Origin of the sequence: Cohnella fermenti (genome assembly GCF_004801405.1) — a bacterium.
In the GTDB taxonomy this organism is placed as follows: Bacteria; Bacillota; Bacilli; order Paenibacillales; family Paenibacillaceae; genus Cohnella; species Cohnella fermenti.
Map to the genome: position 1 here is coordinate 40,504 of NZ_SSOB01000005.1, position 24,816 is coordinate 65,319.

Sequence of the window (24,816 nt, forward strand, 5' to 3'; positions counted from 1 at the left end):
TAAGGCTACTATTAACTCACTCATAACTCACTTAACCTGACCCTTTACTCCAATTAACCCTTGCCCGGAACCCGGATTAGCCCTTGATCGATCCGATCATAATTCCTTGGGCGAAGTACTTCTGAACGAAGGGATAGACCGCCAGAATCGGCGCCACGGCGATCATGATGAGGGCTCCTCGCACGGAGCCTTCATAAGCATTCTGCGTCCCTCTGACCAACGCCTCGGCCGAGGCGTTGCCAACCGATGCGCTCAGATTCGTCAGCGCGTTTCGAAGAACCAATTGAAGCGGATACAGCTTCGTATCGTTAATGAAGATCGTAGGCAACCACCACTCGTTCCAGCGGTCCACGGCGTAAAACAGGAACATCGTCGCCATAATGGGCATGGACACGGGAATGACAATTCGTGCCAGAATCGTAATGTCATTGGCGCCGTCGATCTTGGCCGATTCTTCCAGCGCCGGCGATATCGTCTGGAAGAAGTTCTTCATCAGGATCAGATAGAACGTGTTTACGGCCAGCGGAAGAATCATGACAAGCAAGCTGTTCTGCAAGTGAAGCTTCTGCAAGGTAAGAAAGTAGGGAATCAAGCCTCCGTTAAAGAACAGCGTAAACAGTATACCGCCAAACATAAGGCCTCTGCCGGGCAATGACTTCTTCGATAAGGCGTACGCTCCTGCCGAGGTGACCATCAGACTGACGGCAGTGCCGGCGACGGTCACTATGCCGGACACGAGCAGTCCCCTCGTGACTTTGCCTTCCGCAAACAAAAACTTGTAGGCTGCCAGATCAAAGTTCGCAGGATAAAGAAAAATTCGATTGGCACCGACATCGTTAAGGGTGGAGAAGGACATCATCAGCGTCTGATAGAAAGGAAACAGGGCGACGAGCGACAGCAGGGCGAGAAGAATGGTGATGAATACGTTGGCAAGATTGGGTCCTCTTCTCATGTTACAAGCCCTCCTCCTTCGCAACTGTTTTGATGAAATAATTCGCAGCCAGCAGCAAGGCGCAATTGATCACGGACTTCAAGAAACCGACTGTCGTCGAGAAGCCGAAGCCTGTCGCGTCTTGGAATGCGCTTCTGTACACTAAGGTGTCCAGAATATCCGAGTATTTATATACGGCAGGGTTGTACAGATTAAAGATCTGATCGAAGCCGCCATTCATAATGTTGCCGACGGCCAGGATCAGAAGCACTGCCGCCGTAGACTTGACAACCGGCCATGTGATCGCTTTCATCTGCTGGAATCGATTCGCCCCGTCAACGGCTGCCGCTTCGTACAGCTCCGGGTTGATCCCCGCTATGGCCGCCAGATACAGGATGGCCGACCATCCGGCTTCCTTCCATATGTTAGAGAGGAACAATACGGCCGTGAAGCTCGGGCCATCCGTCAGCACGGAGCGACCCTCGAGACCGAATAAGAATAAAAGCTGATTGTACAAGCCTTGGCTGCTGAATATCCCGACAAGGATTCCGCTGATGACAACCCAACTGATAAAATGGGGAAAGGTAAAGACCGTCTGAATAACGCGAGTCAGCTTCCCCTTGGATACCTCATTCAGCAGCAGCGCAAGCAGAATGGGGGCGGGAAATTCAATCAACAACCGACCGAAGCTGATCAATACCGTGTTCCGGAAAGCGTTCAAGAAGTCCGGGTTGGCGAACACATTCGAGAAGTTGCCGAACCCGATCCACGGACTCCCGAAGATCCCCTTGGAATAATCGAACTCTTTGAAAGCGAGTACAATACCGTACATGGGGACGTACGTAAACAACAAGTAAAACAGGATGGTCGGAGCGACAAGGATGTACAGGTACTTATGCTTGGAGATTTCATTCCTTAGAGGGCTCCGCGATCGTCTCGGATCCGGTTTGTGTTGCAAGGCTGTCTGGACTGAATTGCTCATGTTTCTCACCTCTGTCTCTTTCTATCCTGTATTTTACGCGACTGCTGCAAGCGCAAACATATTGTATTCTTAGGCAAATTTGCACGGATTGCAGGAGTTGAATGCGCTTTCTTGCGAGAAAAGTCTAAATTCTGTCCATGGTACCTAATCAGCTTCCATACCAACGAAAAAATCTCTGCCCATAGTGGCAGAGATTCCCTTCATCGCCCGGTTCGATAAGCGCTAGGCGTTATTCCTTTGATCTTCTTGAAGATTCTGCTGAAGTAGAAGTAATCGTCGTACCCCGATCTCTCCGCAATCTCGTTGATGGGATCGTCCGTCGCCGTCAACAGCTTGCATGCATGCTCGAGCCGCAGGCTCGTTACATACTCCGTAAACGTCATCCCCGCTTCCTTCTTGAACAACTGACTCATATAGTTGGCGTTGATGTTGAACATCCTCGACATAGCGGGGATCGAGATATCTTCCCGGTAATGCTCATTGATATAGTGGATAATCGGTTTGAACGTTCGATTCTGCGCCTTGGAGACCACTCGCTCCTGTGCTCCGGCGAGCTTCTCCTCCAGCATCCCCTTCAGTTCCTGCATCATATCCCGGACCGTGCCGTACAACCTCGCCAGCCGATCGAAGGAATAAACGAAATCCTCGTACACTTCCTCTTCGTGCCGATAGCAGAAGGAATGCACGAGATGATAGACGATCAGAGCGTGCTTAATGTTTAACTGCCCGCTCGCGAACAAGCTCCCAAGCTCATCGAACCATTTATGAATAAGACCGCCGTCTTCACGATTAAGAGCTTCCTCCAGCTTCTTGATGGCATAGGTTCTCTCCTGATCTTCTTCCGTCTGGGCGGACACCCGGTCTCCCGTTGTGAAGTAACGATAAGCCAGAATCTCGGCAACATGGACAGCGTCCCTGATTCGATCGACCCGATGAATCGCTTCCCCATATCCGAGCCCTTTGATTCCCTCCAGGTCGGACTCCTGCAGCCCGGTCAGCAGCCGACGAAGGTCGCCCATCCGAAGCAAATAAGCATACTTGGCGAAGCCCATTCTTACGATAATGCAGCTTCTCCAGTCGTCCAGCCTCAGCTTGCTCGGGCCAATCGATACGGCGATGCCGAGACCTTGCTCCGAACCTATATCGATTCCTGCCGATTGCAGCGCTTGCTCCAATGCGCGGCCGGAACGTTCATCGTCTTCCTCTAGGAGGTCGATCAGCTCGATCCGATCGGACGGCTCGCGCTTCTCCAGAATCGCCTTCGCTTTGATCAGGAACGCAGATATCTCCGCCTCGTCGAACGGCTTCAGGCAATATCCGAACGCGCCGTAATTCATCGCCTTCTGGGCGAACGCGAACTCGGCGTATCCGCTGATGACGATATGAAGCGCACTGTCCCCAGCGTCCTTCAAATTCTTGATCAATTCCAGACCGCTCATACCGGGCATCCGGATATCGGTAAAGACGATGCTTGGCTTGACGTGCCCGATGGCCTCGAATGCATCGTTGCCGCTTAATGCGTACCCGACGACTTCGAACCCGTAATGGCCCCAATTCACGCTCTTGATCAAACTCTTGATCACAAGCTCTTCATCGTCGACCAGAAACACTTTATACATCGATCTCACCTCCAACCGGCATGATAACGACGGCTTCAGTCCCTTCTCCGGGCGAGCTTCTCAGCCTAAGTCCGTAATCTTCTCCATAGGTCAACTTGATTCGATTGTTCACGTTGGCCAATCCGATCCCGGTGCCGGGAGCGTCGTTATTCATTAATGCCTCTAGCGTATGTTTATCCATGCCAACTCCGTTATCCTTAATGGCCAGGTACAACCGATTGTCGGCAAGATCGGCTTCCAACCGCAGCAATCCGACTCCGACCTTGGGCTCGATTCCATGGAAGATCGCGTTCTCCACAATCGGCTGCAGAATCATCTTCGGAACTTTGAGCCGCAGCAATTCGTCGGGGAACCGATACTCGACTTCCAGGCGGCTGCGGAAGCGCACCTTCTGAATCTCGATATAGCTTTGGACAATGAGCAGCTCCTCGCCAAGCGGCACCTTGTCCTTGCCTTTTATGCTGTAACGGAACACGCGCGCCAACGCCTTCGTCATATTAAAAATATCGTCCGCGCCTTCTTCTGCCGCCATGCCTTTGATGGATTCCAGCGTGTTGTATAAGAAATGGGGGTTGACCTGACTCTGCAAGTAGGCCAGCTCAGACTGCTTCTTCACCAGCTCCAGCTCGTAAAGCTTGGTTCGACTATCGATCAATCGATGGGTCAAGTCGTCGACTTCGTCCAGCATTTGGTTAAAGTTATTGGCAACGACAATAATTTCGGCGTACCCCTGAAGTTGAATCCTTTTTTTTAAATTCCCCAGCTTCCCCAGCTTGATCTCGTTCATAAGCTGCATCAGCTTCTTCAACGGCTGAAGAATGTTGTTGACCACGAGCAGATACGGCACGGCTAGAAGCAACAAGGCGATCAGCACAATCATGAACGCTTGCTTGCGGATATCTTCGATGCCCCGAAGAAGCTCGCTTCGCGGAAGCTTCACGATGATCTCCCCGTCGATGTCGGGAATCTCCCCTCTCTGGACGAAGTAATCCTTCTCTTCCCCTCCGGAAGCCCCCTCATCGTAAGCGCTTCCCAATGCAGCCATCGGATCGTTCGAATAGAACAGATTGCCCTTGCGATCCAACAGATATACCTTGCTGCCGCTGGAGTACACCGCTTGTTCCGGAGAACCCAGCAGCGCGTCGGCGTCCAGTACGATCAATAACGTCCCGATCTCTTCCTGCTTGTTGAAGTCGATTGTTGAATAGATGCGCGTTCCCGCGACAAAAAAATTCCGATCCTTCAAGTTTATCGGAATGGTCTTCAGTCCCAAGAAGTAATACAGCCGCTTCTCCGGAATCTCGTCCTTGAACGGAAGCAGATTGTTGATCTCGCCGCTCGTATTGAATGGGGTGCCGTCATTGCCCAATATGGCAATATCGAAGATGCCGTCCTTCATCCCGATCATGTCGGATATATAGCTCGTCAGTTGCGTGTAAGCCGAGAACTTGGCTGCCGGATCTGTCTCGTTTAAATACTTCTGCACGATCGATGTGTTGTAGGAGATGTTCTGGAGCAAGCGCTTCACGACATCGGCATTGGACGCAATCGTCTGGTTCATCTGCAGGATCGTTTCGGTGAAGTATTCGCTGTTCTTCTGTTCGACAACCTTAGCTGCTTTGGAATAATTGGTGAAAATAATGATGACGACGATGGCGAGAATGAACAACAGCAGCATCGATAATTGGGTCCGAATGGGCGTTCTCTTCAAGTAGGGCAGCATGCTTCACAACCTTGGGATGGTAGTTGCTATTGAGTATATCATAGATTCGCTCCCTGTCATTGTAAGCGCATTCTTCGACAAGCGGTATGATCGGTAGTTAGCCATATTTGCACAGGGGTTAGAAAAACGCTGCGAATTCAAAGTCCGGCCCGCCTCTGACGAAGCGGACCGGACGGTAGAGCGGCAGAATCGTTCGGGATGATTCAGCCTATGTTTATACGATTACGGCGCCGCAATCTGCCACTGCTGGTTCGCGCTGCTGCTGCTCGCGTACTGGCCGAGGTCGCTGCCGTTGGCTGTGCGTCCCATGCCGTCGAGGTACAGGCCGGTCGCCGCGTTCTTCAGGCGGACGTTCGCCCCCGCAGCCACGAGCTGCCACGTCTGGTTGGAGCTGCCGCTGTCCGCGTACTGGGCGGCGGCGCTGCCGTCCGTCGTCCGCCCCATGCCGTCCAGATACAAGCCGGTCGCCGCGTTCTTCAGCCGGTAATTGTAGCCCGAAGGCACGAGAACCCATTGCTGGTTCGCGCTGCCGCTGCCCGCGTATTGCCCGGCGGCGGCTCCGTTCGTCGTTCGCCCCATGCCGTCGATATACAGGCCGGTCGCCGCGTTCTTGAGCTTGACGTAGATGTTCGCCGGATCGTCGGAGCCGAGTCCCCAGGCGTAGTGCAGCCGATCGAGGCCGGACGAATTGTTCACGGTCAGATCGATGCTTGAGCCGGTGCCCGACTTGGTCGTCAGGCTGTAGCCGTCGCCGTCCCGCAGCCCCGGCCAATAGACGCTGCCCATGCCCCAGTCGCGCAATTGCTGGCTGATGCCCCGCACGTAGGCGGTCCAGAGCGAGCCGCCCGGCGTGTTGTAGTCCTGGAGCGGATACGTCACGTTGTACCGCGAGCTGTAGCCCGCCTGCATCATCGCGCCCCACTCGGTCATGACCGTGCGGGAGGAATAGCTGCCGACAAGCCCCTTCAGATGATCGGCCCATTGCGCTTCGCTCATATACGGGGAGCTGACGAAGAAGGCGTAATCGTGAACAGCAAGAAGCGTTCCGTTCAGCCGGGAATCGCAGCCGGGAACCGATACGTTCGTCGCGTATCCGGCCCCGTCCAGAATGACCCTGCCCTTCGGGACGCTCGAATAGTTGGTCAGCCAGTCGTTGTACAGATTGTTCAGATCCGTGTTGCTGTAGCCGTACGGCTCGTTGATGACCTCGAAGTACAGGTTCGAATTGCCGCCATACTTGTTGACGACGGTCGTCCACATGCTCCAGAACGCCGTCATGTCCGCGGGCTTGCCGCCGCTGTACGCCCAATAGGCGAGAATAACGTTGCCCTTGGTCAGCGCCTTGTCGATTGCTCCGGTATACGTGCTCCAATAGCTCGACACGGTCGCCTCGTTGATCGGCATCCGCACCGTATTCGCGCCAAGCTTCGAGACGAACTGGCCGACGACGCGGTCGGCGACGGTCGCGGCGCTTGCATACGTATCCGTCGAGCTAAGCCCGGATACATAGAGCACGCCGTTCACGAAGTTGTCCCGCTGATCCGCCCAGTTCACCCCCTTGATCGCATTCGTCGCCGCCTCGGCCGCCTGCGGCTTGCCCGTTCCAAGCCCGCCGACGAGCCCGAACATCAGCGCAAGCAACAGGGCGAGCACAAGCGGTTTGCTTCTTCCGACTGCCAACATTATTCATTCCTCCTCCAATGTAATAGCGCTTACATGTAGAGGATAATAATTTTGGGCCTGCTTGACATGATCCGATTTTTACTGTTTATAACAGAAATTTGTAATGTTGATAAGCAAACAGGACGAATCAACGGAAGTGCTTCCTGATCAGATAAGCCGGGGTGCAGCTCCAAGCGTGGCAATAGCTGTTGATCAGGTTGCTGCCGTAGGGCGAGTTGTTCTTGTCGGAAGGGTTGTACACCTCCCAGAACGTGTCCGCTCCGTCCCGCGCCATCTCCCCCCAGTAGGCGCGCATCTGCTCCAGCGCCTTCTCGCGCCGCCCCGCTGCCAGCAGCGCTTCGACGAGATGATGGAACATATACGGCGTCATCGGCCGCACCTCCGGGTTGTCCGCGAACAGCCGGTCGAGCAGCGCCGCGTTCTCTTCGCGGGGCAGCACGTCCGCAAGCACCATCCACACCTGCGATGCCCACGATACCTGGCGGCCCGCTCCGCTCGCGAAGAAGCCGGTCTCGGGGTCGCGCAGGTGCTCAAGCGCTGCCGCGGACACCCGGTCGATCTGCTTCCGAAGGGCATCCGCTTGCTTCCGATAGGCTTCGGCTTCGGCTTCGGCTTCCGCTTGCGCTTGCGCCTCCTTCCGCTCCTGGGCACTGGCCGTCTCCCTGCCAGCCCGATCCCCCGAAGCTCCCCCGAGCCAGTCCGCAATCGCGACCGCCCGCTTCATGCCGTAGATCAGCACCGCTTGGGCGGACGCCTGCTTGTTCAGATCGTCGTGCCAGTCCGTGAAGCAGTACCACGACGGATCGTCCTTGACGAGGCCCCGCTCGTCCAGCCGCTCCAGCGACAGATGCACCTGCTCCAGCGCAATCGGCCACAGCTCCTCCAGCGTCGCGCGGTCGCCGGACGCCTCGTAATAATCGTGCAGCGCCGCGATGAAGAACAGCGAATAGTCGTACAGATAAATATCGTCCGCCGACGGCTCCGGCTTCTCATACACGCAGGCCGACACCTGGCCGCCCGGCAGCCGCAGCCCCGCGAACAGGTACAGGCAGCGCTTGACCAAGTCCATATTGCGGAACGTCTCGTAGTTGACGAGCGCCTGCAGGCGCAGGTCCCCGATCCAGAGGCGGCGGTCCCGCTTCGGCCCATCTTCGAATACGGTCTGCATACAGTCCTGAAGCGTCCGGACCGAGATCCGATCCAGCTCGCGCAGGTCCTCCGGCACGCTGTCCGGCAGCGCAGGCACCGCCGCCAGGTCCGCCGAGCTCACCGACGTCACAAACAGTTCGTCGAACGCCACCTTGAACTTGCGGGCCGGCGTCAGCACCTCGACCTTCAGGTAGCGGAAGCTGTAGCGGCGCGGCAGCGTGTACGTTCCCGGCACGACATCCAGGTTCACGATCTCGTCCTGCAGCCAGGAGCGGTCGAGCCAGCCGTCGTACGTGTCGAAGCTCTCGCCGATCTCGACGGGCATCTCTCCGAAGATCAGCTTCAGACGCACCGGCGCATCCGCCCGGGCCTCCTCCGACCGAAGCTTGAACGTCAGGTATCCGACCTGATGGTCGCCGAAGTCGACGACGAAGCTGTCCCCCTTGGACAATGCCCGCGTGCGAAGAGCTTCGGCCTTCCCCGTCTCCCTAACCTTCCACCCATGCAGCGCAGTCCGCTCGGCTTCCGCCTCAATGATGCGAACCGGCTCCGCGCGACGCTCGCGCAGCGTCGGCGTCAGGCGCTCCGCCTTTGCCACGAACGCCTGATCCATGAATGATTGTTGTCTCATGCTGTCCGCCCTCCCTTAATCCTTATCCCTTGACCGAACCGACCGTCAGGCCGCCGATGAAGTACTTCTGCAGGAACAGGAACGCCGCAAGCAGCGGAAGCACGCACAGAATACAAGCCGCGAACAGCACGTTCCACTGCGCCGGGTTCTGCTGGTCCCCGAGGAAGCCGAGCATCGCGACCGGAATCGGCGATTCCGACGCCTTCGTGATGAACACCATATTGAAGAAGTAATCGTTCCAGATCCAGACGCCCTGCGTGATGACGACGGACACCGTAACCGGCAGGATAAGCGGGAAAACAATAATCCAGAACCGCCGGAACAGCCCCGCCCCGTCCAGGTGCGCCGCCTCCTCCATCTCCTCGGGCACGCTGCTGCGGATGAAGCCCGTATAGAGGAACGTCGAGAACGGCAGGCTGCACGTGATGAACATGAGAATCGGCGTGTATTGGTTCATCGGAATGCCCAGGTCCTTGATCATCTGAATGATCGGGATGAGCACCATCTGCCCCGGCACGACAAGCCCCGACAGGAAGAACAGGTACAGGAACTTGCTTGTCTTGCTGCGGATGCGCGCCATCGGGTAGGCGGCCATCGCCGCGAGCAGAACGACGAACACGACGGACACGCCCGTGAGAATGACGCTGTTGAGCAGCGCCGTAGGGAAGTGCATCCTCTCGAACGCGGAGCGGAAGCTTGTCATCGAGAACTCGTTGAACCAGTCGAGCGGATTGGTCATGTTGCCGGGGGACCGCAGGGAGCTGGAGACGACGATGAGCAGCGGCGCCAGGTTGACGAACGCGATCAGGATAATGAGCACATGGGTGAAAACGCTGCGCGTACGGCTGACGGAGTCCGTCATGCGGACACCTCCTTGCGATTCAGAGTAAGGACGAACGCGGCCGTAATGACGATAATGATGGCGAACGAGATAATGCCCAGCGCGGAGGCTTTGCCGAATAGCTGCTCGGTGAACGCCATTTTGTAGATGGCGAAGATGAGCGTGTTCGTCGACGTGCCCGGCCCGCCGTTCGTCATGATGTACGAGTAGTCGAATGCCTTCAGGCCGTTGATGACGCTCAGCGTGACGTTAATGGTAACGGAGGTGGCGAGCAGCGGGATCTTGATGAAGCGTACGAGGCTCCAGCGACCGGCGCCGTCGATCTTGCCCGCTTCGATCAGGTCCTGCGGAACGGTCTGCAAGCCCGCCAGGAAGATGATCGTGCTTGTGCCGATGTTCTTCCAGATATCGACGGCGATGATCGAATAGAGCGCCTTGTCGTAGCTGCCGAGGAAGTTCGTATCGATGCCGGTGAAGCCAAGCTTATTCAAGAGAGAGGCGATCAGTCCTTCGTCGGGCATATAGATGTAGCTCCAGATGAACCCGACCACGATGGCGCTGAACAAGGTGGGAATGTAGAACGCCGACCGGTACAGACCTTTCGCTCGAATATTCGCATTTAATAAGAAGGCCAGCGCGAGGGCAATGATATTGCCGAGGACAACGCTGATGAACGTGTACAGAAGCGTGTTCTTGATCGAGACGCCGAGAATCTCTTCATGGGCGAGCGTCTTGAAGTTGTCGAAGCCGATGTAGCTGAACTGCTGCACGTAGCCGTTGTAGTCGGTGACGCTGTATTGGAACAGCTTGAGAATCGGGAAGATCCAGAACAGCAGGTAGAAAATCAGCGCGGGAAGCACGAACAAATACATCGTTCTGGTCATGACGGCGCGATTCATGGATGTGTGGCCTCCTATCTTCGTATCCTATCCGGGGAACGGGAATGGCATCAAGGGAGGATCGGACCTCCCTTGACGCTCCCTTCTCTATGTGGCTATACGGACTCGCTTACTTGTTCAGCTCGTCGTACTTGGATTGCATCGCCTTCGCCACGTCCTCGGCCGTCGTCTTCTTGCCGCCGATGATCTCGGAGAACTTCGTCTGCATCGCGTCGCTGACGCCAGCCGGCCACATCTGGTTGGAGAAGTAGTAGGCGTTGCCGGTCGATTGGATCTCGGCCAGCGTGTCGTTAAAGATCGCGTTCGGCGTCGTCAGGCCGGTGTAGACCGGGATCGACGTGTTGGATGCCGCCCACGCCTCGAACAGCGGGGACGAGCCGTCGAACATGTACTCGAACACTTGCTTCGCGGCATCGAGGTTCTTCGAGCTTGCGTTGATCGCGTAGCCCGCCGCCGTGGAGGCGGAAGCGTACACCGGCTGACCGGCGTCGTTGCCCGGCAGGGAGAAGAAGCCGCGCTCGAACTCGGCTGCGCCTTGCGCCGTCACGCCCGGCAGGTCCCACGTGCCCGTGAAGATCATCGCGGCCTTGCCGTCAACGAACTGCTGCATCGCTTGCGCGCTTGCCATGCCGAGGGAGTTCTTCGACACGTACCCGTTGTCGTAAAGCTCCTTGTACTGGTTGATCGTCTTGATCCAGCCCGCATCGGAGAAGTGGGTGTCGCCCGTCTGCAGCTTCGTGTCGAACTCCGGATCGGCCGGGTACACCGAGTTGGCCGCGAGCTGGTACATGCCGAACTGAATAACCCACGGGTCCTTGTCGCCCATCGTGATCGGCGTGACGCCCGCCGCCTTCAGCTTCTCGGACGCTTCGAGGAAGCTCGGCCAGTCCTTCGGCAGCTCGGTGATGCCGGCTTGCTCGAACAGCGACTTGTTGTAGTAGACGCCGAGAATGTCCATGCCCTTCGACACCGCGTACGGCTTGCCTTCGTAGCTCATGTCGTTCTTGGCGGAGGCGCTGAAGTTATCCCAGAACGTCAGGTCGGACAGATCGGCCGCGTAGCCGGCCTTCGCGACTTCGATCGCGCCCATGTTCGCCAGCTTCGGGAACACCGTGAAGAAGTCCGGACCTTCGCCGGAAGCGAGCTTCGCCTTGACCGCCGTGTAGTATTGGTCATCCGGCAGCTTCTGCACTTCGAGCGTCACGTTCGGGAACTTCTCCTTGACGAGCTTCGGCAGCGTGTCGAGCTCGAAGTCCTCGCCGTCGGCGGCCTTGGAGCCGGACAGCAGCATCGTCAGCGTCACGGGCTTGCTCGTGTCGGTGCTTGCGCTTGCGCTCGCCGTTGCCGAGGAGCCGGCGGAAGCGGAGGCGGAGGCGGACGGGCTGCTCGAGGCGTCATTATTGTTGTTGCTGCCGCATGCGCTCAAGGAAGCGACGGCCAGGGAGGCCAAGGTGATGCCGGCGACTTTTTTCTTCCAATTATTCATTTTGCGAATCCCCCTATGTGTTGAGTGAAGTAGACGAGCGAAGAGCTGGAATCTCGTTGACATCTCTCATTGTAAGGGGTTGCACCGCCAGCCATAAGCGCATGCTTTTTTGGCTTGGCACCGGATTTTTTAGGTCGGGGCGGCGACAACAGCTCATTCCCCTCGATGTGTGGCAGCCAGTGCCGCTCTTGAGGGCGCCGTCGCGCTTTCCCGGCAATGTGTGGCAGCCAGTGCCGCTCTTGAGGGCGCCGTCGAGCTATCCCGGCAATGTGTGGCAGCCAGTGCCGCTCTTGAGATCGCCGTCGCGCTTTCCCGGCAATGTGTGGCAGCCAGTGCCGCTCTTTAGCCAACTTTGCGCTCGAACCCTCATGTACGCAGTCTGGCCACTCTCCTTAACCAATCTCGGCTCTCGTTACCCCATGTGCTCAGTCTGATTACTCCTGAACCGACTCCGCGCTCTCGCCTCGCCCGGTATTTTCCACAAATCCCGGTTTTCTCGACACAAATCTCGGGTTCGCACTTGCTTATCTCCCTATTATTCTCTATAATGTTTCCGTTCTTGAGAACCGTTATCACGAATGCAATCTACTACGGAATGGGAGTCTGAGAATGAGAAGAACAGCATCGTTCCTGCTTGCTGCCGTCATGTTGACCGTCCTGCTGGCGGCTTGCGGCAATTCGAACAACAATGTTGCGAGCGACGTTTATCCTTCGGGAAGTGCGCAGTCGTCCGCTCCGGCTGCCGAGACGAAGACGTACACGGATTACAAGGGTCGGGAAGTCGAAGTGCCGGTTGAGCCGCAACGTATCGTCTATATCGGAAGCAATCCCGGCGACCTGCTCGCCATCGGCGTCAAGCCGATCGGCGCTTCGCTCAGCGTCATTGCCAGCCAAGTTGCCTATCCGGATCTGCTGGACGGCATCGAGGATGTCGGCTATCCGTATTCCGCCGAGAAGGTGCTCGCTATGCAGCCCGATCTGATTCTGTTCGACGACTGGGACGAGGCGGGCATCGAGCCGCTCAGCAAGATTGCGCCGACAGTTGTCGTCGGGCTCGACGGCACGTTCCCGACCGAAGAGCGAGTCACCCGGATCGCGGAGCTGCTCGGCCGCGGCGAAGCCGCGACGCAATGGTTCGACGCTTACGAGAAGAAGGCCAAAGCCGCCCAAGAGTACCTGAACCTGACGGGCGAAGAGACGGCCACTTCCCTGCTCATTCTCGGCGCGGACCTGTACGTGATGGGCAACAAGGGGCTTAACGCGACGCTCTACGGCAAGCTCGGCTTCAAGCCGGCCGCAGGCGTTCAGAAGCTGATCGACGGGGACGAGCGGTTCGTCGACGTGTCCGACGAAGTGCTTCCCGATTACATCGGATCGACGATCTTCGCGCTCTCCGATACGACCGAAGAGACGAGCGCAAGACAGACGAAGCTGACGGACAGCCAAGTATGGAAGACGATCCCCGCCGTTCAGGAAGGCCGCGTCTACTGGCTCGACAGCATGTACAACTTCGACGATCCGATCACGCAGGATCGGTTGATCGACAAGATCGTGAACATCATGAACCAGTAATCGTTGGACCAAAAACACGCCATCCAGCTCCGAACCTCGGTGCGAGATGGCGTGTTTGTTTTTAATCGTTTTTATTGCGAGAGGGCTCCGATCGTCGCGAGCGCTCGCAGCAGCAGGGTCGCAGCCTCCGCACGGCTCGCCTGTCCGCGCGGCTTCAGCTCGGTCGGCGTCGCGCCTTGCAGCCAGCCAAGCCGAACGGCGGCAAGCACGGCTTCCCGCGCCCATCCGGACAGCTCGCCCGCATCCTTGAAGCGCTCTTCCAACGCACCCTCCGGAGCGGACGGCCACTCGAAGCCTTGCAGTGCGGCGAACCGCCGGAGCAAGACGACAAGCTCCTCGCGAGTAACCGGGTCGTTCGGACGGAAGCGACGGTCCGCTCCCGTGGCGAGCCCCAGCTCGAACGCCGTATCTACATAGGATGCGTACCAGGCGCCGACAGGGACATCCAGGAAGTCGGCCGCAGCGGCGGCGCTCGGCACAGTCCCGCCGGCCCGCAGCGCTTCCACAAGCATCTTCGTCGCCTCGGCGCGCGTCAGGACACGATTCGGCTCGAAGCGGTCGGCGCTTACGCCGTCCAGAATGTGCCGGCTCACGAGAACGTCCACGTTCGCGCGGCTCCAATGCCCTGCCAGATCAGCGAACGGATGATCGTACAGCAGAATGGCATACCGGCCGTAGGTCGAGAGGCTCACCGCCATCCGCGCCCCATCCGACTGCACAACTCCTCCAACATAAGTCCAGCTTGCTCCAGCGGCGTTATTTTCCCGGTAAATTCCGAATCTCCGTCTGTCCGTGCCCGAGGCGATGCCATCGTCCTCCTGCAAGCTCAACAGCAGCGGCTTCGCCGGGGCTTCCCCTTCCGCCGTAATCTCCACAGTGTCGGACATCCGCGAATAACCCTGCGGAAGAGCGTCCCGGTCCTCGTCGCCAGGCAGACCAACCTTCAGCTTCGTGGCCTCCCGATAAGCGCCCTTCGGAACAGTCAGCACAATCCGCCCGTCCATGAGCGTATACACGCCGCCTTCCGGACCGGTCTCGATCTCCTCCGCACTGCCGCTTAAGTCATCCGGGTCGTCAGAACCGTCAGGCTGGCCCGTTCCGCCTTGCCCGCCGGGAGAGCCGTCTCCCCCGCCCGCTGTCGCAGGCTTCGTCGTCGCTTCGATGCTCGCCCCCGCCGATTCGTTGCCGCTTCGGTCTACTGCGACGGCAGTTACCGCAACGGCGGTGTCCGGACGCAAGCCCGAGATCGTATAGCCTTCCGCTCCCGGCATCGCTTCCGCGTCATGCACGCGGCCCGGATCGTTCGCCTCGGTCCAGCTCAACCGGATTTGGGCCACGTCGGCGGACAGCGAATCGGTCCAGCTCAGCCGAAGCGTCGTGTCGGTCGCCCCCGCCGCTGTCAGATCGGATACTGCCATAGGAGCGGTCATATCCTCTGCCATCGCTACAACGATCCCGACGCCTGCCGACTCGTTGCCGGAATCGTCTACCGTCGTGATGCGGAACTCGTAGCCTGCGGCGTCCGGCAAGCCCGGCACCTGCGCCCATAAGCTCCCCTTCGCGACATCGATCGGCTCTCCGTAGGCCGAGCCGCCGACCGGCCGCCAGCGAATGCGCGCCTTCGCGTAATCCCGTTCCTTCGGGTCCTCCCAGACGAGAGTCGCCGTTCCCGACGATACTCCCGCCATAGCCTTGCTCACTTCCGAAGGCGGTGTGGCATCCTGCCGGACCACCTGAACCGTGCGATGCTCGTCGCTCCCTAACGGCACGCCGGCATAGCTGACGAGCGAGCCCGCAATTGCGACTTCGTAAGCGCCGTCCGCAAGCGGCTCCTCCGGCGTGAACCTCACGGTCATGGCCAACGTCTGTCCGTTCTCCCCGACCGGATCAACGGCCTGAACGTTGCCTGCGATGATCGAAGCGCCATCCGCTGCCGTTACTTGGATGGAATCGTCGCCGAGAGCTTGCACATTCATCGGCTTGCTGAAGACAATGTCCACATATCCGCCTCCGACGGCCGCAGCAACAGCCGTTACCTCCGGCGGACGATACGATACAAGCGGGATATTCACCTCAAGCTGCGGAGGCGGTACCTCAAGCTCGTCGCTGTAGGCCGTCTCGTAATCCTCCTTGTCGTACCTCACCTTCCACAGGCCCTGCGGCACATCCCAGCCATAGCGGCCTTGGCCGTCGGTCGTGAGCGGGTTGGACTGTTCGTACCATTCCGCATCCCAGACGTTCCATTCTCCGGTTAACGGATTATGCTCCATGGCGGTCGCCGTCGCGCCTTGCACCCGATTGCTCCGAATGCCTTCGTATACATAGCCGCTCGGGTCCCAGATGTACTTGGGTTCGGCCACCGGATCAAGCTTCTTCTTTTTCTTCACGCAACCCAGTTCGCTGTTGTACGCCTGCAAGCGCTGCTCCAGCTCTGACAGCTCATCGTTCAAGACTTCATCCAGCTTCTGACCGATGTAGTAGCCTTCGGCCCAGAACGCAATGCCCCACAGCCCGGAGCCGAACAGAGTGCCAAGCGCACCCACGCTCAACTTGACCTGCTCATGCGCGAAGCTGTCGGTCTTGACCTCCCAAGCGAAGTTCGTATAGTACTCCTTCGCCTTCGGATCACAGATCTGTTCCGCCGCCTCCATCGCCCGATTGATCCGCCTTGCGAAATTATCCGGATCGGCGGCGTCCATCGCCCCCGCAATCACATCGCGGAAGCCAAGCGCCTGGCCGGTCTTCTCGATCGTGAATTCGAGCGTCTTCTTGGCGAGTTCCTCCTTGGCCCCCAGAGCGGCAATGCTGCGGCTCGCGATTCCGGACGCGCCGGATGCGACAGAGGCGCCGGAGCCTGCAGGCACGTAACCGGAGATGCGAATCGTAATCTTGGATTCCGTCTTCTTGCGACTGATCGAGAAGCCGTAGACGGGAACTCCCGATGTCTCGGCAAGCTTCAGATCGCGTTCGCTCGGCTCGTAGCCAAGCGCCTGCTCGCCGAATACGCTCATCTGCGTAGAGAAGGAGTCATTCACCTTAAGCCGGATCGATGCGGAGTCGTCCGTATTCACCGAGTCGTCCGGATTGGTCTCTCCCGGACCTGCCGCCCACTCGACCTCGTAGTTCTCGAGCGGCAGCGGCAATTGTTCGCGATACCCCGCTTCCGTCGGCACCTCTCCGGGAGAAGCGTCGCTGTCCCGACTTATCCGGTATTCGATGCCGACCGCCCCCAAGAAGGCGTAGGTGAACGGAACGATCGCTCTGTACTTGCCGTCAACAAGCTGCGCCGACACGATCTTATCGCCCACATCCACGTATACGTCCTTGATTCGGGACACGTCCCGGAACGCCAGATCAAAGACGAATGGAAGAGTAGGAATGACCACATATGGGAAAACAGCTACTCCATTCGCCGTATCGAACTCGATAACCCGACCGTCCGGCTGATGCATGATGACCGAGGCCAACCCCGCATCGTCCGGATCGTACAGCATCACCGCGCTCTCGCCGACCGAACGGCTTCCGTCCACGTCGGCCACGGTCGTAAGCCGATGCTTCCGAACGCTCGGGTCCGCCAGCTCGGCGTCCAGCACCCACGTTCCCGTCTTCGAGACGTCAGCTTCTCCGAGGGAGATGCTGTTGTCGTACACCGTGACTTTCGAACCGATGGGGGCATAACCGCTTAAGGAGAAGCGGGGCTTGGCGATAAGCCGAGGCGCTCGCAGCGTCACCGATATGACTCCCACGACAGCCGTCCCCAGAATATCCTCCCGAGAAGTCGTATCGGTATATCTCATCTTGCCGATCATGCTGAGCGGAGAAGCCGCCGGTCGTTCTTGAAGCTGCAGTTGCAGTTGCAGGCTGCCGCTCTCGTTCCGCGACACGTCCCCGATCGGAATCTCAAGCGTTCGCCCGACCGCGTTAGGCCGGGCGGGCTTGCCGTTCAGCACAGCCGTTCCCGGAACAAGCTCCGCCGCCTCCGGCAGTTCAAGAACCATGACCGCTTCGCGGGCCGGATTCGACTCGCTGCCCATGTTGTTGCTGTACGCCGCGCGCACGATGATTCGCCCGTTCGGCGTTGCCCAATCGGACGCCGCCTCGATGCCGTTCCCTTGCCCGGAGAAGCTCCCCGCTGGATTCAGCGTGATGTTGCCCAGATCGGTTATGCCGCCCGAAGCGACAGTGAAGTCGACAACGGCGGACGCATTCGAAGAGGGGTCCTTCAAGATCAGCCTCTGGCTTCCGGTTTCCTTGAGCGGCACGGTAAACAACTGCTGCTTGGCCGAATCGGCGAACAGCACTTGCTCGCTCGTCCGATTGTCCTTGACTTGAATCAGGCTGCTCATCAAAACGCCAATTGTTGAGCCGTCGGGCTTCGTCGCCCGGAACTGCGCTTGTCCGCCGGCATTCTCGAGCCGAATCTCGATTACCGCGCGGCCATCCTCGCCGACCACGGTCTCCTGGCACTGACTCGGCAAGCCGGCTTCAACGCCATCCGTGCAGATGCGGACCGTCTCCCCGGCCGTCACCCAAGCCACATCCGCCTTGCCTTCCGCTTTAAAGACGGAATAGGACTTCTGGACCCGGAAGTGAATCAGCGTCGTCCAATCCATCTCGAGCGGGCCTTGCCAGGCCGTATCATTGAACTTGGTGTAGAGCTTAAGCTCCACCTTCGCGAGCTCCTCCAGAGTCAGATCCTTCTGCATATCTTCTGCCGCGGAGAACTTGATCTCCCGTGACACGCCAAGCGCCGAGCCCGAATTCTTGGCCCTGATCGTCACTTCTCCTGTCGGCACCGTCAAGCTGTAACGGCCGGCTGCGTCCGTCTTCGTGCTGTAGGTCTTGCTGTAGCCTTGCGAAGCAACGGTAGCCGTAACCTCGCTGCCACTGGCCGGCGCTCCCTGCTTGGTCAAGACGCGCCCGCTCAGCAGCGCCTCCGGCTTCCGGCTCAGCTCGACCTCTACCGTCTTGCTGACGGCATCGGCAAGCACCGTCATCGTTCGCGCCTCGAACGCGGGGTCCTCCGGCACGATCGAGAGCTCCAGCGTCTCGGGACCGGCCGCCCGGCGCGGCAAGGTCAGCGCAGCCTTCATCCCCGTATAGCCGCTCGCTTCCCACAGAATCGCCTGACTGGCCCCATCCCGCAGAACCGCCTTGAACCGTCCCGCCGACTGCTTGCCCTCCTGCACGTTCAACAGGAATTGGAAGCGGAATTGCGGGGCGACCGTGATCTGCTCGATCTGTCCGAAGGAAGGCGTGACCGGCTTCGCAATCACGACGGGCTGCCCATCCGGCACGAGCGAGAGGGAATAGTCCATTCCCTCGAAGGGGATGTCGAACGTATACATCAGCGTTCCCGACCGCAGATTCTGCCGCTCGTAATGGGATTGGCCGGACGTTGCCGTTCCCGTGCCGAAGAGCGTCACGCTGCCCGAAGCGAGCTTGTCGGCCCATTCCGCGCCTGCGGGCACGTCGAGCGCGACCTTGATTCGGCCGGCAACGTTCTTCTGGATCGGATAAGGCGGAGCAATCTCCTTCCCTCCCGCTTCCAGCGTCAGCTCCTCCAGCTTGACCGTTCCTTGGGCGATCGTGAACGTTCCCGTATACGTGCCGGGAAGCTTCGCCGACTCCGTCAGCGCGATCCATTCCTCGGCGGCGGCCAGCGAGCCGTCCTCCTGCGATATCCGCTTGCTCAGCTTCGCCCGAACGGGAAGCCCGGTCGGCGCCTTGGCCGTCACGGTCGCCTCGCTGCCAATCACCGGCAGCTTGCCGACGGTCGGTCCGACCTCCCGCGAATAGCGGATCGAATCGACTCGCACCTCGTCGCTCCATTGGTTCAGCGAGACATTCAGCTCGTTGCTTCCAAGCCCCAGCGTAATCGTTCGCTCGGACGGAGGAACATACTCGGACGGCGCCGACACCGTCACCGCAATCGTCTCTCCCGCCGATCTTCCGTCGAGCACCGCCGCATCGCCGTTCTCCCTGGCCGTCTTGCGTCCGATCTCCGCGCCGTTCATGTCCTTGAACACAACCTCGGCGGCGACGGGCGCCTCTCCGTAGCGAACCTTGACCGCCAAGGAAGCGGCAAGCGTCGGAACGAGCGCAACCGAAGCAATTCCGCCCTCGACCACTTGCAGATCGTTCCGCTCGGCATACACGGCGCCGCTGCTCTTGTCCTCGATTCGAATGTCAAGATCGTCCGTTGCCGGCCAATCGAATTCGTAATGCGTCTTGCCGGCGGCAAGCGGCTTCGAGACGGCGCCCGAGCCATTCGCTTGCAGAACGATATGGGCCAGACTCGCCAGCATATCCGGGTAATCCGTCTCCACGTCGATCAGAAGCTTGCCTGCCACAGCGACGGGCAATCCGGCAGCCGACTTGCTCCCGCTGCCGCCCGCCGTTCCGACCGCAATCGCCTCGATCTCCGTCATCCCCTCCTCCACGCGGAACTCCGCCCGGTAGACTCCGGGCAGGGCGGGCTGCTCGATTAGCGGAATTTTCACCGAAGCGGTCTCGGTCTTCTCCGGCTGCCCTGCGCTCCGCTTGCGATAGGTGACCTCGGCTTCGAGCGGCTTGCCCGGTTCGGCAATCGCCTGAATGGCGACGACGGCTCCGAGCGCAAGCCTGCCGTCAACCTTGGCGTTATCCGGCGCCGACCACTCCACCGACGCGATGCTGTCGTCAGGCTCGCGCTGCAGGCATTCCCCATAGCAATACGTGTACAGTTCGCCTTCCCGAACATAAGTCACCCGGTTGCCCGAGTCGTCGATGCTGGCGGAGCTCGAACCGAGCGCGGGATTGCCTATCGCCTCGACATCCCCGGTCTCCCGGTTCAGACGCTCAGTGTAGCTGGAGTGATAGATGCTTCCGGACGGGTTATAGTCATGAAGCTTCGCAAGCGCATCGTTCCCGTCTCCGCTTAACGCCGTCGATTCATACGACTTGTCCTTCCTCTCGGAGCTTGGCCGATTGTCCGGGAACGTGTCCGTCATCCAATTCGCGCGATTGGCGTCCCTCATGTCGAGCGCCCACACCTTGGGCCAACCGGTTCCGAACTTGTTGGTGAAAATAACATATTCGCCGTTCCGATCGATGCTGATATTGCGGATCAAACCGTTGTTATCCTCCAGCCAGATATGCTGGCCGGCCTCGACGTCGTATACGGCGATCGCATTGTAGGACGTACTATCAATAGCGGGAACGCCGCGCAGTTCCACCGCTTCCGTCTCATAAGCGATGCGCTTGCCATTGCCGCTCATAGCGGGAGACGTGCTCGCCCCTTCGCTCGGCGAGCCGTCGGGCGCTTCGCTGACCAGACGATGAGTTCCGTCTGCCGCATCGTACAAGTAAACCTGTGTCCCCTCGGCGTAAGCGATTCTGTCGCCGCTCGAATCGATCGACGGCTTCGCTGCCCGGAACGCCGGGTTCGAGATGAGCTCCAGCGTATCGGATTCGGCCCTGTAGACGTACACGGCATCGTTTCCTTCATTGCTTTCGTTGGATGCCCCCTCCGCTCTCAGATTGGAGGCATTCGAGACGAAGGCGACGCTCGTTCCGTCCCTGTCGATCGCCAGGTCCTTGATCGATCCGTCAGGCTCTTGCCCGTCGGACGTCAAGCTGATCCGAGTTCCGACTCCCGTTGCCGTGTCCATGCGATACAGAGTTTCGTCCTGAACATAGGCGACAACGGCGCCATCGCCGCTCAGAGCGGGAGTGACCGAGGTATTCAGATCGGCGTCAACCAACCTCACTTCATTCTCCGGGGAAGTTCCCGCATAGATCGATTGTCCCGATGATTCATTACCGACCGGGTCGACCGTCCTCACCTCGTAGGAGTAAACCGTCGCCGGCTCCAGATTGCTGAAGACGACTTGCTTCTCCGTCGTCGTCTTTAGCAGATTGCGCGCCCTATCGTAAATCCGATATTCGACCACCGACGGGTCCTCTACCCAGCCGCCTTGTTCATCGCGAACACGCGGCGGCGTCCACTGCAGCAGAATCGCCGTATTGGACGGATAGAGAAGCTTCCAGTCCGCATTCTCCACTTCTCCCGGTGGCGTACGATCCACTTCTATGCTTGCCTCGGACGAGAGCGCATCCGGTTCTCCATCCCTTCGCACGATCGCAACGATCCGATAGACGCCCTCGTAGGCAAGCGGCAGCTCGAACGAGAATCGTCCCTCTTCGTCCGCCTCCGCGCTGTCCTGCTCATAGGTTTGCCCGTCGATCGTCAAGGCGATGACGACAAGCGCTCCCGCTTCCGCTGTCCCCGTCACCGCGATGCTGCTTGCGCTCGTGTAAGCGGGCAACGGGTCAAGCGTCGGGGCGGCGGGATCTGCAGATTCCATGGACAATCCGGCTCCCTCTTCGCCCGCCTCCTCGCCGGGAGCTACCGCTTCCAGAATGCCGAGCGGCTGCTTTACCAGTTCCCCCTCCTCCGTTGCGAGCGCCGCCGTTGGAGCTTCCTGTCCCGCCGCCCCGGAGCTTGCCCCGGCTTGCGGCAGAATGCCCGTCAGGCCGATGACAAGCGCCAACGCCAACCCCGGCAGCTTGCGCCACACGTTGCCGACGGCCCCGCGTTTCCTTACTCTGGCCATAGATGATCTCCTCCTTCATCATACGTCATCCAACGTACCATGAAGGGCTCCGCACCGATATTATACGAACGTATACTCTTTGCGCGGATTCTGAGAGATTCCCGGGGAGGCGCGCGCGGAGATGCGGAAGTTGTTCCTGCTCGACAAAAAGGCTGTCTGCAAGGTGACCGGGGCGTTCACCTTGCAGACAGCCTGTATAAATGATGCAGGTCGATGGCGCAGCCGGCGGGCGGAGCGTTGATGGGCTGTCGGCGGAGATGGGGGATGCGGGGTGGATGGGCGTGAATGTCGGAAAATCCGACATTCGGCCTGCGACGGGCCGCCTGCGAGCGCTCGAATGTCGGAAAATCCGACATTCAGCCTGCGACGGGCCGTCTGCGGGCCCGCTTCTCCCCCTCCGCGCGCCTATCGCCGCTCCAGTTGACCCGTGGTTACTCATCCGCACCCACCATACCTGCTCGTACGCCCGCACTTGAGTAACTGCGACTCATCTCGCTCTCTCCGCACTCCTCGCCTAAGCTCCCACCGGCTTGCCGACCAGCAGCTTGATCAATTGCCCCCGGCCCTTCACCTCGAGCTTGCGGTAGATGGAGCTGACGTGCTTCTTCACCGTAATCTCGCTGACGTACAGCTCGGCCGCAATCTCGAGGTTGGTCAGCCCGTCGAGGATAAGCCCGGCGATCTCCTGCTCCCGGCTCGTCAGCTTGTCGCCCGCGCTCCCCGGCACCGCCAGCTTGCTCGGATAGCCGCCTCTCTGCAGCAGGAACTCGAGGTACTTCTCCAGCTTCTCTCCCCGCGTATCGAGCACGTACGTCGGCGTCGGCGTTCGCCCGTCATAGTTGCAGTGAACAACGCCGGGCACAACCTGGAAGCCGACCTCCTGGTGGCTTACGCTGAAGAAGGGCAAGGGCGGCGGCGAAGCGACAAAAATCCCCCCCGAGCACATATAAGAGAAGATCAAATACATCGCCTCTGCGATCAGATCCTGATTGCGCCAGTCGGCGATGTCGATCGTCCGGATGAACCATCCGGCTTGGCCGGGAGGAGCGACGTTCAAGAGCTTGCGCTCTGCCGCGGTCAGCGAGTCCAGATACGGGCCCGCGAACGGATCGGCGCGCAGATACGCCAACGTAGCCGAATGAATCGGGACGATCGCGGCCACGCCGATCACCTCGCCTTCCGACGATCGCAGCAGCTTGACCGCCTGCCGGTCCAGCTCGATCAGAGCGCGCAGGTCCACCTGCTTGACCGTCAGCTTCATCTCCTCTTCGCCGGCGAAGTCCTCGTGACGTTCGTCCGTCTCCGGATCGAACACCGAGAATTCCAGCGGCGTCGCTTGCTCTCCTCTTCGGCGCAAGTACTCTTCGCCTTCCTCGATATCCGCCAAGGTCGGCGTCTCCCAGGCGTACCGGCCCCGGTCGTGCGTCTGGATAAACGTCCGGACCATGCTGCTTCCCGTGTAATAGAACAGCTCTCCCACTTCCCACTCCGTATTCCGATATGCGGAAGAGTGGCGGATTCGGGCCGCGAAGTGGTGGGCGGATCGGCCCCTTAACTGTTCGTAGTAGCTTGGCGCTCTCTCCTCAAGCTGCTTGCGCATGGCGGCCCGAACGAGATCGTGCAGCATCCAGCCGCGATCCGTCCGGCGGACGAACGACAGCGAGATAAGCCGCTCGAATGCTTCATCGTCCACCTCCGTGTCCAGGACGAACTGCAGCAGCTCGCGATTGACATGAAGCAGCACGGCCGCGGCCTCGACCATCTTGCGCAGCGAGGGATCGGGCACCTCCCGCAGCCACGCCTTGGCCAGATGGTCAAACCACTCCGCTTCGTCCATCGCGCTGTCCGTCCATTCGCTGCGAATGCGCACGAAGGCCGCCAGAGACAGGGCGAGCGGGTGCCCGCGCGTCTTGCGCCAGATGATCTCGATCGTCTCTTCTTCCGTTATGCCCGAGCTGCGCAAATAATCGGCGCATTGCTCGCGGCTCAGATTCCCGAGCGGGATAAACCGCATCCGCTCCCGCAGCACCGGCGAGACGATCCACTTGTCCTTCAGCTTGTACCGGCCGACGACCAGAAGCAGGACGTTATCCGGCAATCTCCTGAAGAACTGCTCCCGCAACCAACCGTCCAGCTCGCCCATCTCTTCGTAGGTGTCCAATGCAATGACGATTTTCGCCGATGCCGCATGCCGCTGCAGTCCGCTTATGCATTGCTCCAGCGGGTCCGTCTGCGGATCATGCCCGGCCTGTGCGCCCGCTCGCTCATCCGGCAACTGACGAAGCAACTGCCGGCACAACTGCTCTCCCTTATGATGGAAGTCCCGGCTGTCCACCCAGAGCGCAAGCGCCCCGGACTGCAGCGCCAACAGGCGGAACGAGTCGAGCAAGCAGCTTTTGCCGACGCCTCCCGTTCCATATATGTTCCACAGCTCGCATCTCCTCTCGCCGCTCTCCTCGGATAAGAATCGACCGAACAACTCCATCGGCTCTTCCCGGCCGACAAGAAACAAGCGATCCCGATCGCCGGACAATTCCTTGAGGCTCTCGCTGCCCGTTGCTGGATAGACGATGCGCACTTCCCCATTCCCCCTGTTCATGACCGAACCTGCCGCGATAGCGTTTTCCGCTCCTTGACTGATTTCAGTATACAGAAAAACATCGGCGCGTTGGCATTTTTTTAACAAATCAGCAAGCCGATCCC

The 24,816-nt window shown here is 59.3% G+C and carries 12 protein-coding genes; 1 reads left to right on the plus strand and 11 read right to left on the minus strand.

What is annotated here, in order from left to right; translation table 11 throughout:
* Nucleotides 1-76 precede the first annotated feature (76 nt).
* The 9 genes from E6C55_RS05130 to E6C55_RS05170 form a co-directional block, all read right to left on the minus strand.
* A complete protein-coding gene (locus tag E6C55_RS05130) occupies nt 77-952 on the minus strand; it encodes a carbohydrate ABC transporter permease (RefSeq protein WP_136368720.1) in 876 nt (291 codons plus the stop codon).
* Between the two features lies 1 nt (nt 953).
* Complete coding sequence (locus tag E6C55_RS05135) at nt 954-1,913, minus strand: ABC transporter permease (RefSeq protein WP_136368721.1); 960 nt, start codon at nt 1,911-1,913, stop codon at nt 954-956.
* Between the two features lie 200 nt (nt 1,914-2,113).
* On the minus strand, nt 2,114-3,532 hold the full coding sequence (locus E6C55_RS05140) for a response regulator transcription factor (protein ID WP_136368722.1): 1,419 nt from the start codon (nt 3,530-3,532) through the stop codon (nt 2,114-2,116).
* Nucleotides 3,525-5,255 (minus strand): sensor histidine kinase, encoded by a 1,731-nt coding sequence (locus E6C55_RS05145; RefSeq protein WP_136368723.1) that lies wholly within the window; start codon nt 5,253-5,255, stop codon nt 3,525-3,527. Before E6C55_RS05145 ends, E6C55_RS05140 begins: the two co-directional genes overlap by 8 nt.
* 222 nt (nt 5,256-5,477) lie before the next feature.
* Nucleotides 5,478-6,938: an RICIN domain-containing protein gene (locus E6C55_RS05150; protein ID WP_136368724.1), complete on the minus strand. Its 1,461-nt coding sequence runs from the start codon at nt 6,936-6,938 to the stop codon at nt 5,478-5,480.
* 127 nt (nt 6,939-7,065) lie between these two features.
* Nucleotides 7,066-8,718, minus strand: coding sequence for an alpha-L-rhamnosidase-related protein (locus E6C55_RS05155; protein WP_136368725.1), 1,653 nt, complete (start codon nt 8,716-8,718; stop codon nt 7,066-7,068).
* A 22-nt stretch (nt 8,719-8,740) separates the two neighbouring features.
* Complete coding sequence (locus tag E6C55_RS05160) at nt 8,741-9,580, minus strand: carbohydrate ABC transporter permease (RefSeq protein WP_136368726.1); 840 nt, start codon at nt 9,578-9,580, stop codon at nt 8,741-8,743.
* Entirely contained in the window at nt 9,577-10,458 is an 882-nt protein-coding gene (locus E6C55_RS05165; RefSeq protein WP_136368727.1) for a carbohydrate ABC transporter permease, read from the minus strand. The genes E6C55_RS05160 and E6C55_RS05165 overlap by 4 nt, the downstream gene beginning before the upstream one ends.
* A 109-nt stretch (nt 10,459-10,567) precedes the next feature.
* Entirely contained in the window at nt 10,568-11,944 is a 1,377-nt protein-coding gene (locus E6C55_RS05170) for an ABC transporter substrate-binding protein (protein WP_136368728.1), read from the minus strand.
* A gap of 609 nt (nt 11,945-12,553) precedes the next feature.
* Between E6C55_RS05170 and E6C55_RS05175 the strand changes: the two genes are divergently transcribed.
* Entirely contained in the window at nt 12,554-13,516 is a 963-nt protein-coding gene (locus tag E6C55_RS05175; RefSeq protein ID WP_136368729.1) for an ABC transporter substrate-binding protein, read from the plus strand.
* Between the two features lie 71 nt (nt 13,517-13,587).
* Here E6C55_RS05175 and E6C55_RS05180 read toward each other — a convergent pair whose 3' ends face one another.
* Together E6C55_RS05180 and E6C55_RS05185 are read right to left on the minus strand one after the other, a co-directional pair.
* Nucleotides 13,588-22,113 carry an S-layer homology domain-containing protein gene (locus E6C55_RS05180; protein WP_136368730.1) on the minus strand — a complete coding sequence of 2,842 codons (8,526 nt, stop codon included), beginning with the start codon at nt 22,111-22,113 and terminating at the stop codon, nt 13,588-13,590.
* Between the two features lie 514 nt (nt 22,114-22,627).
* Nucleotides 22,628-24,712: a helix-turn-helix domain-containing protein gene (locus E6C55_RS05185; RefSeq protein WP_168735468.1), complete on the minus strand. Its 2,085-nt coding sequence runs from the start codon at nt 24,710-24,712 to the stop codon at nt 22,628-22,630.
* Nucleotides 24,713-24,816: the final 104 nt, after the last annotated feature.

What these genes read in the sequence shown, in the direction of transcription:
- E6C55_RS05175 (WP_136368729.1), top strand. Translation starts at nt 12,554, where the DNA reads ATGAGAAGAACAGCATCGTTCCTGCTTGCTGCCGTCATGTTGACCGTC.
- E6C55_RS05140 (WP_136368722.1), bottom strand. Translation starts at nt 3,532, where the DNA reads ATGTATAAAGTGTTTCTGGTCGACGATGAAGAGCTTGTGATCAAGAGT.
- E6C55_RS05165 (WP_136368727.1), bottom strand. Translation starts at nt 10,458, where the DNA reads ATGAATCGCGCCGTCATGACCAGAACGATGTATTTGTTCGTGCTTCCC.
- E6C55_RS05130 (WP_136368720.1), bottom strand. Translation starts at nt 952, where the DNA reads ATGAGAAGAGGACCCAATCTTGCCAACGTATTCATCACCATTCTTCTC.
- E6C55_RS05160 (WP_136368726.1), bottom strand. Translation starts at nt 9,580, where the DNA reads ATGACGGACTCCGTCAGCCGTACGCGCAGCGTTTTCACCCATGTGCTC.
- E6C55_RS05185 (WP_168735468.1), bottom strand. Translation starts at nt 24,712, where the DNA reads ATGAACAGGGGGAATGGGGAAGTGCGCATCGTCTATCCAGCAACGGGC.
- E6C55_RS05155 (WP_136368725.1), bottom strand. Translation starts at nt 8,718, where the DNA reads ATGAGACAACAATCATTCATGGATCAGGCGTTCGTGGCAAAGGCGGAG.
- E6C55_RS05180 (WP_136368730.1), bottom strand. Translation starts at nt 22,113, where the DNA reads ATGGCCAGAGTAAGGAAACGCGGGGCCGTCGGCAACGTGTGGCGCAAG.
- E6C55_RS05150 (WP_136368724.1), bottom strand. Translation starts at nt 6,938, where the DNA reads ATGTTGGCAGTCGGAAGAAGCAAACCGCTTGTGCTCGCCCTGTTGCTT.
- E6C55_RS05170 (WP_136368728.1), bottom strand. Translation starts at nt 11,944, where the DNA reads ATGAATAATTGGAAGAAAAAAGTCGCCGGCATCACCTTGGCCTCCCTG.
- E6C55_RS05145 (WP_136368723.1), bottom strand. Translation starts at nt 5,255, where the DNA reads ATGCTGCCCTACTTGAAGAGAACGCCCATTCGGACCCAATTATCGATG.
- E6C55_RS05135 (WP_136368721.1), bottom strand. Translation starts at nt 1,913, where the DNA reads ATGAGCAATTCAGTCCAGACAGCCTTGCAACACAAACCGGATCCGAGA.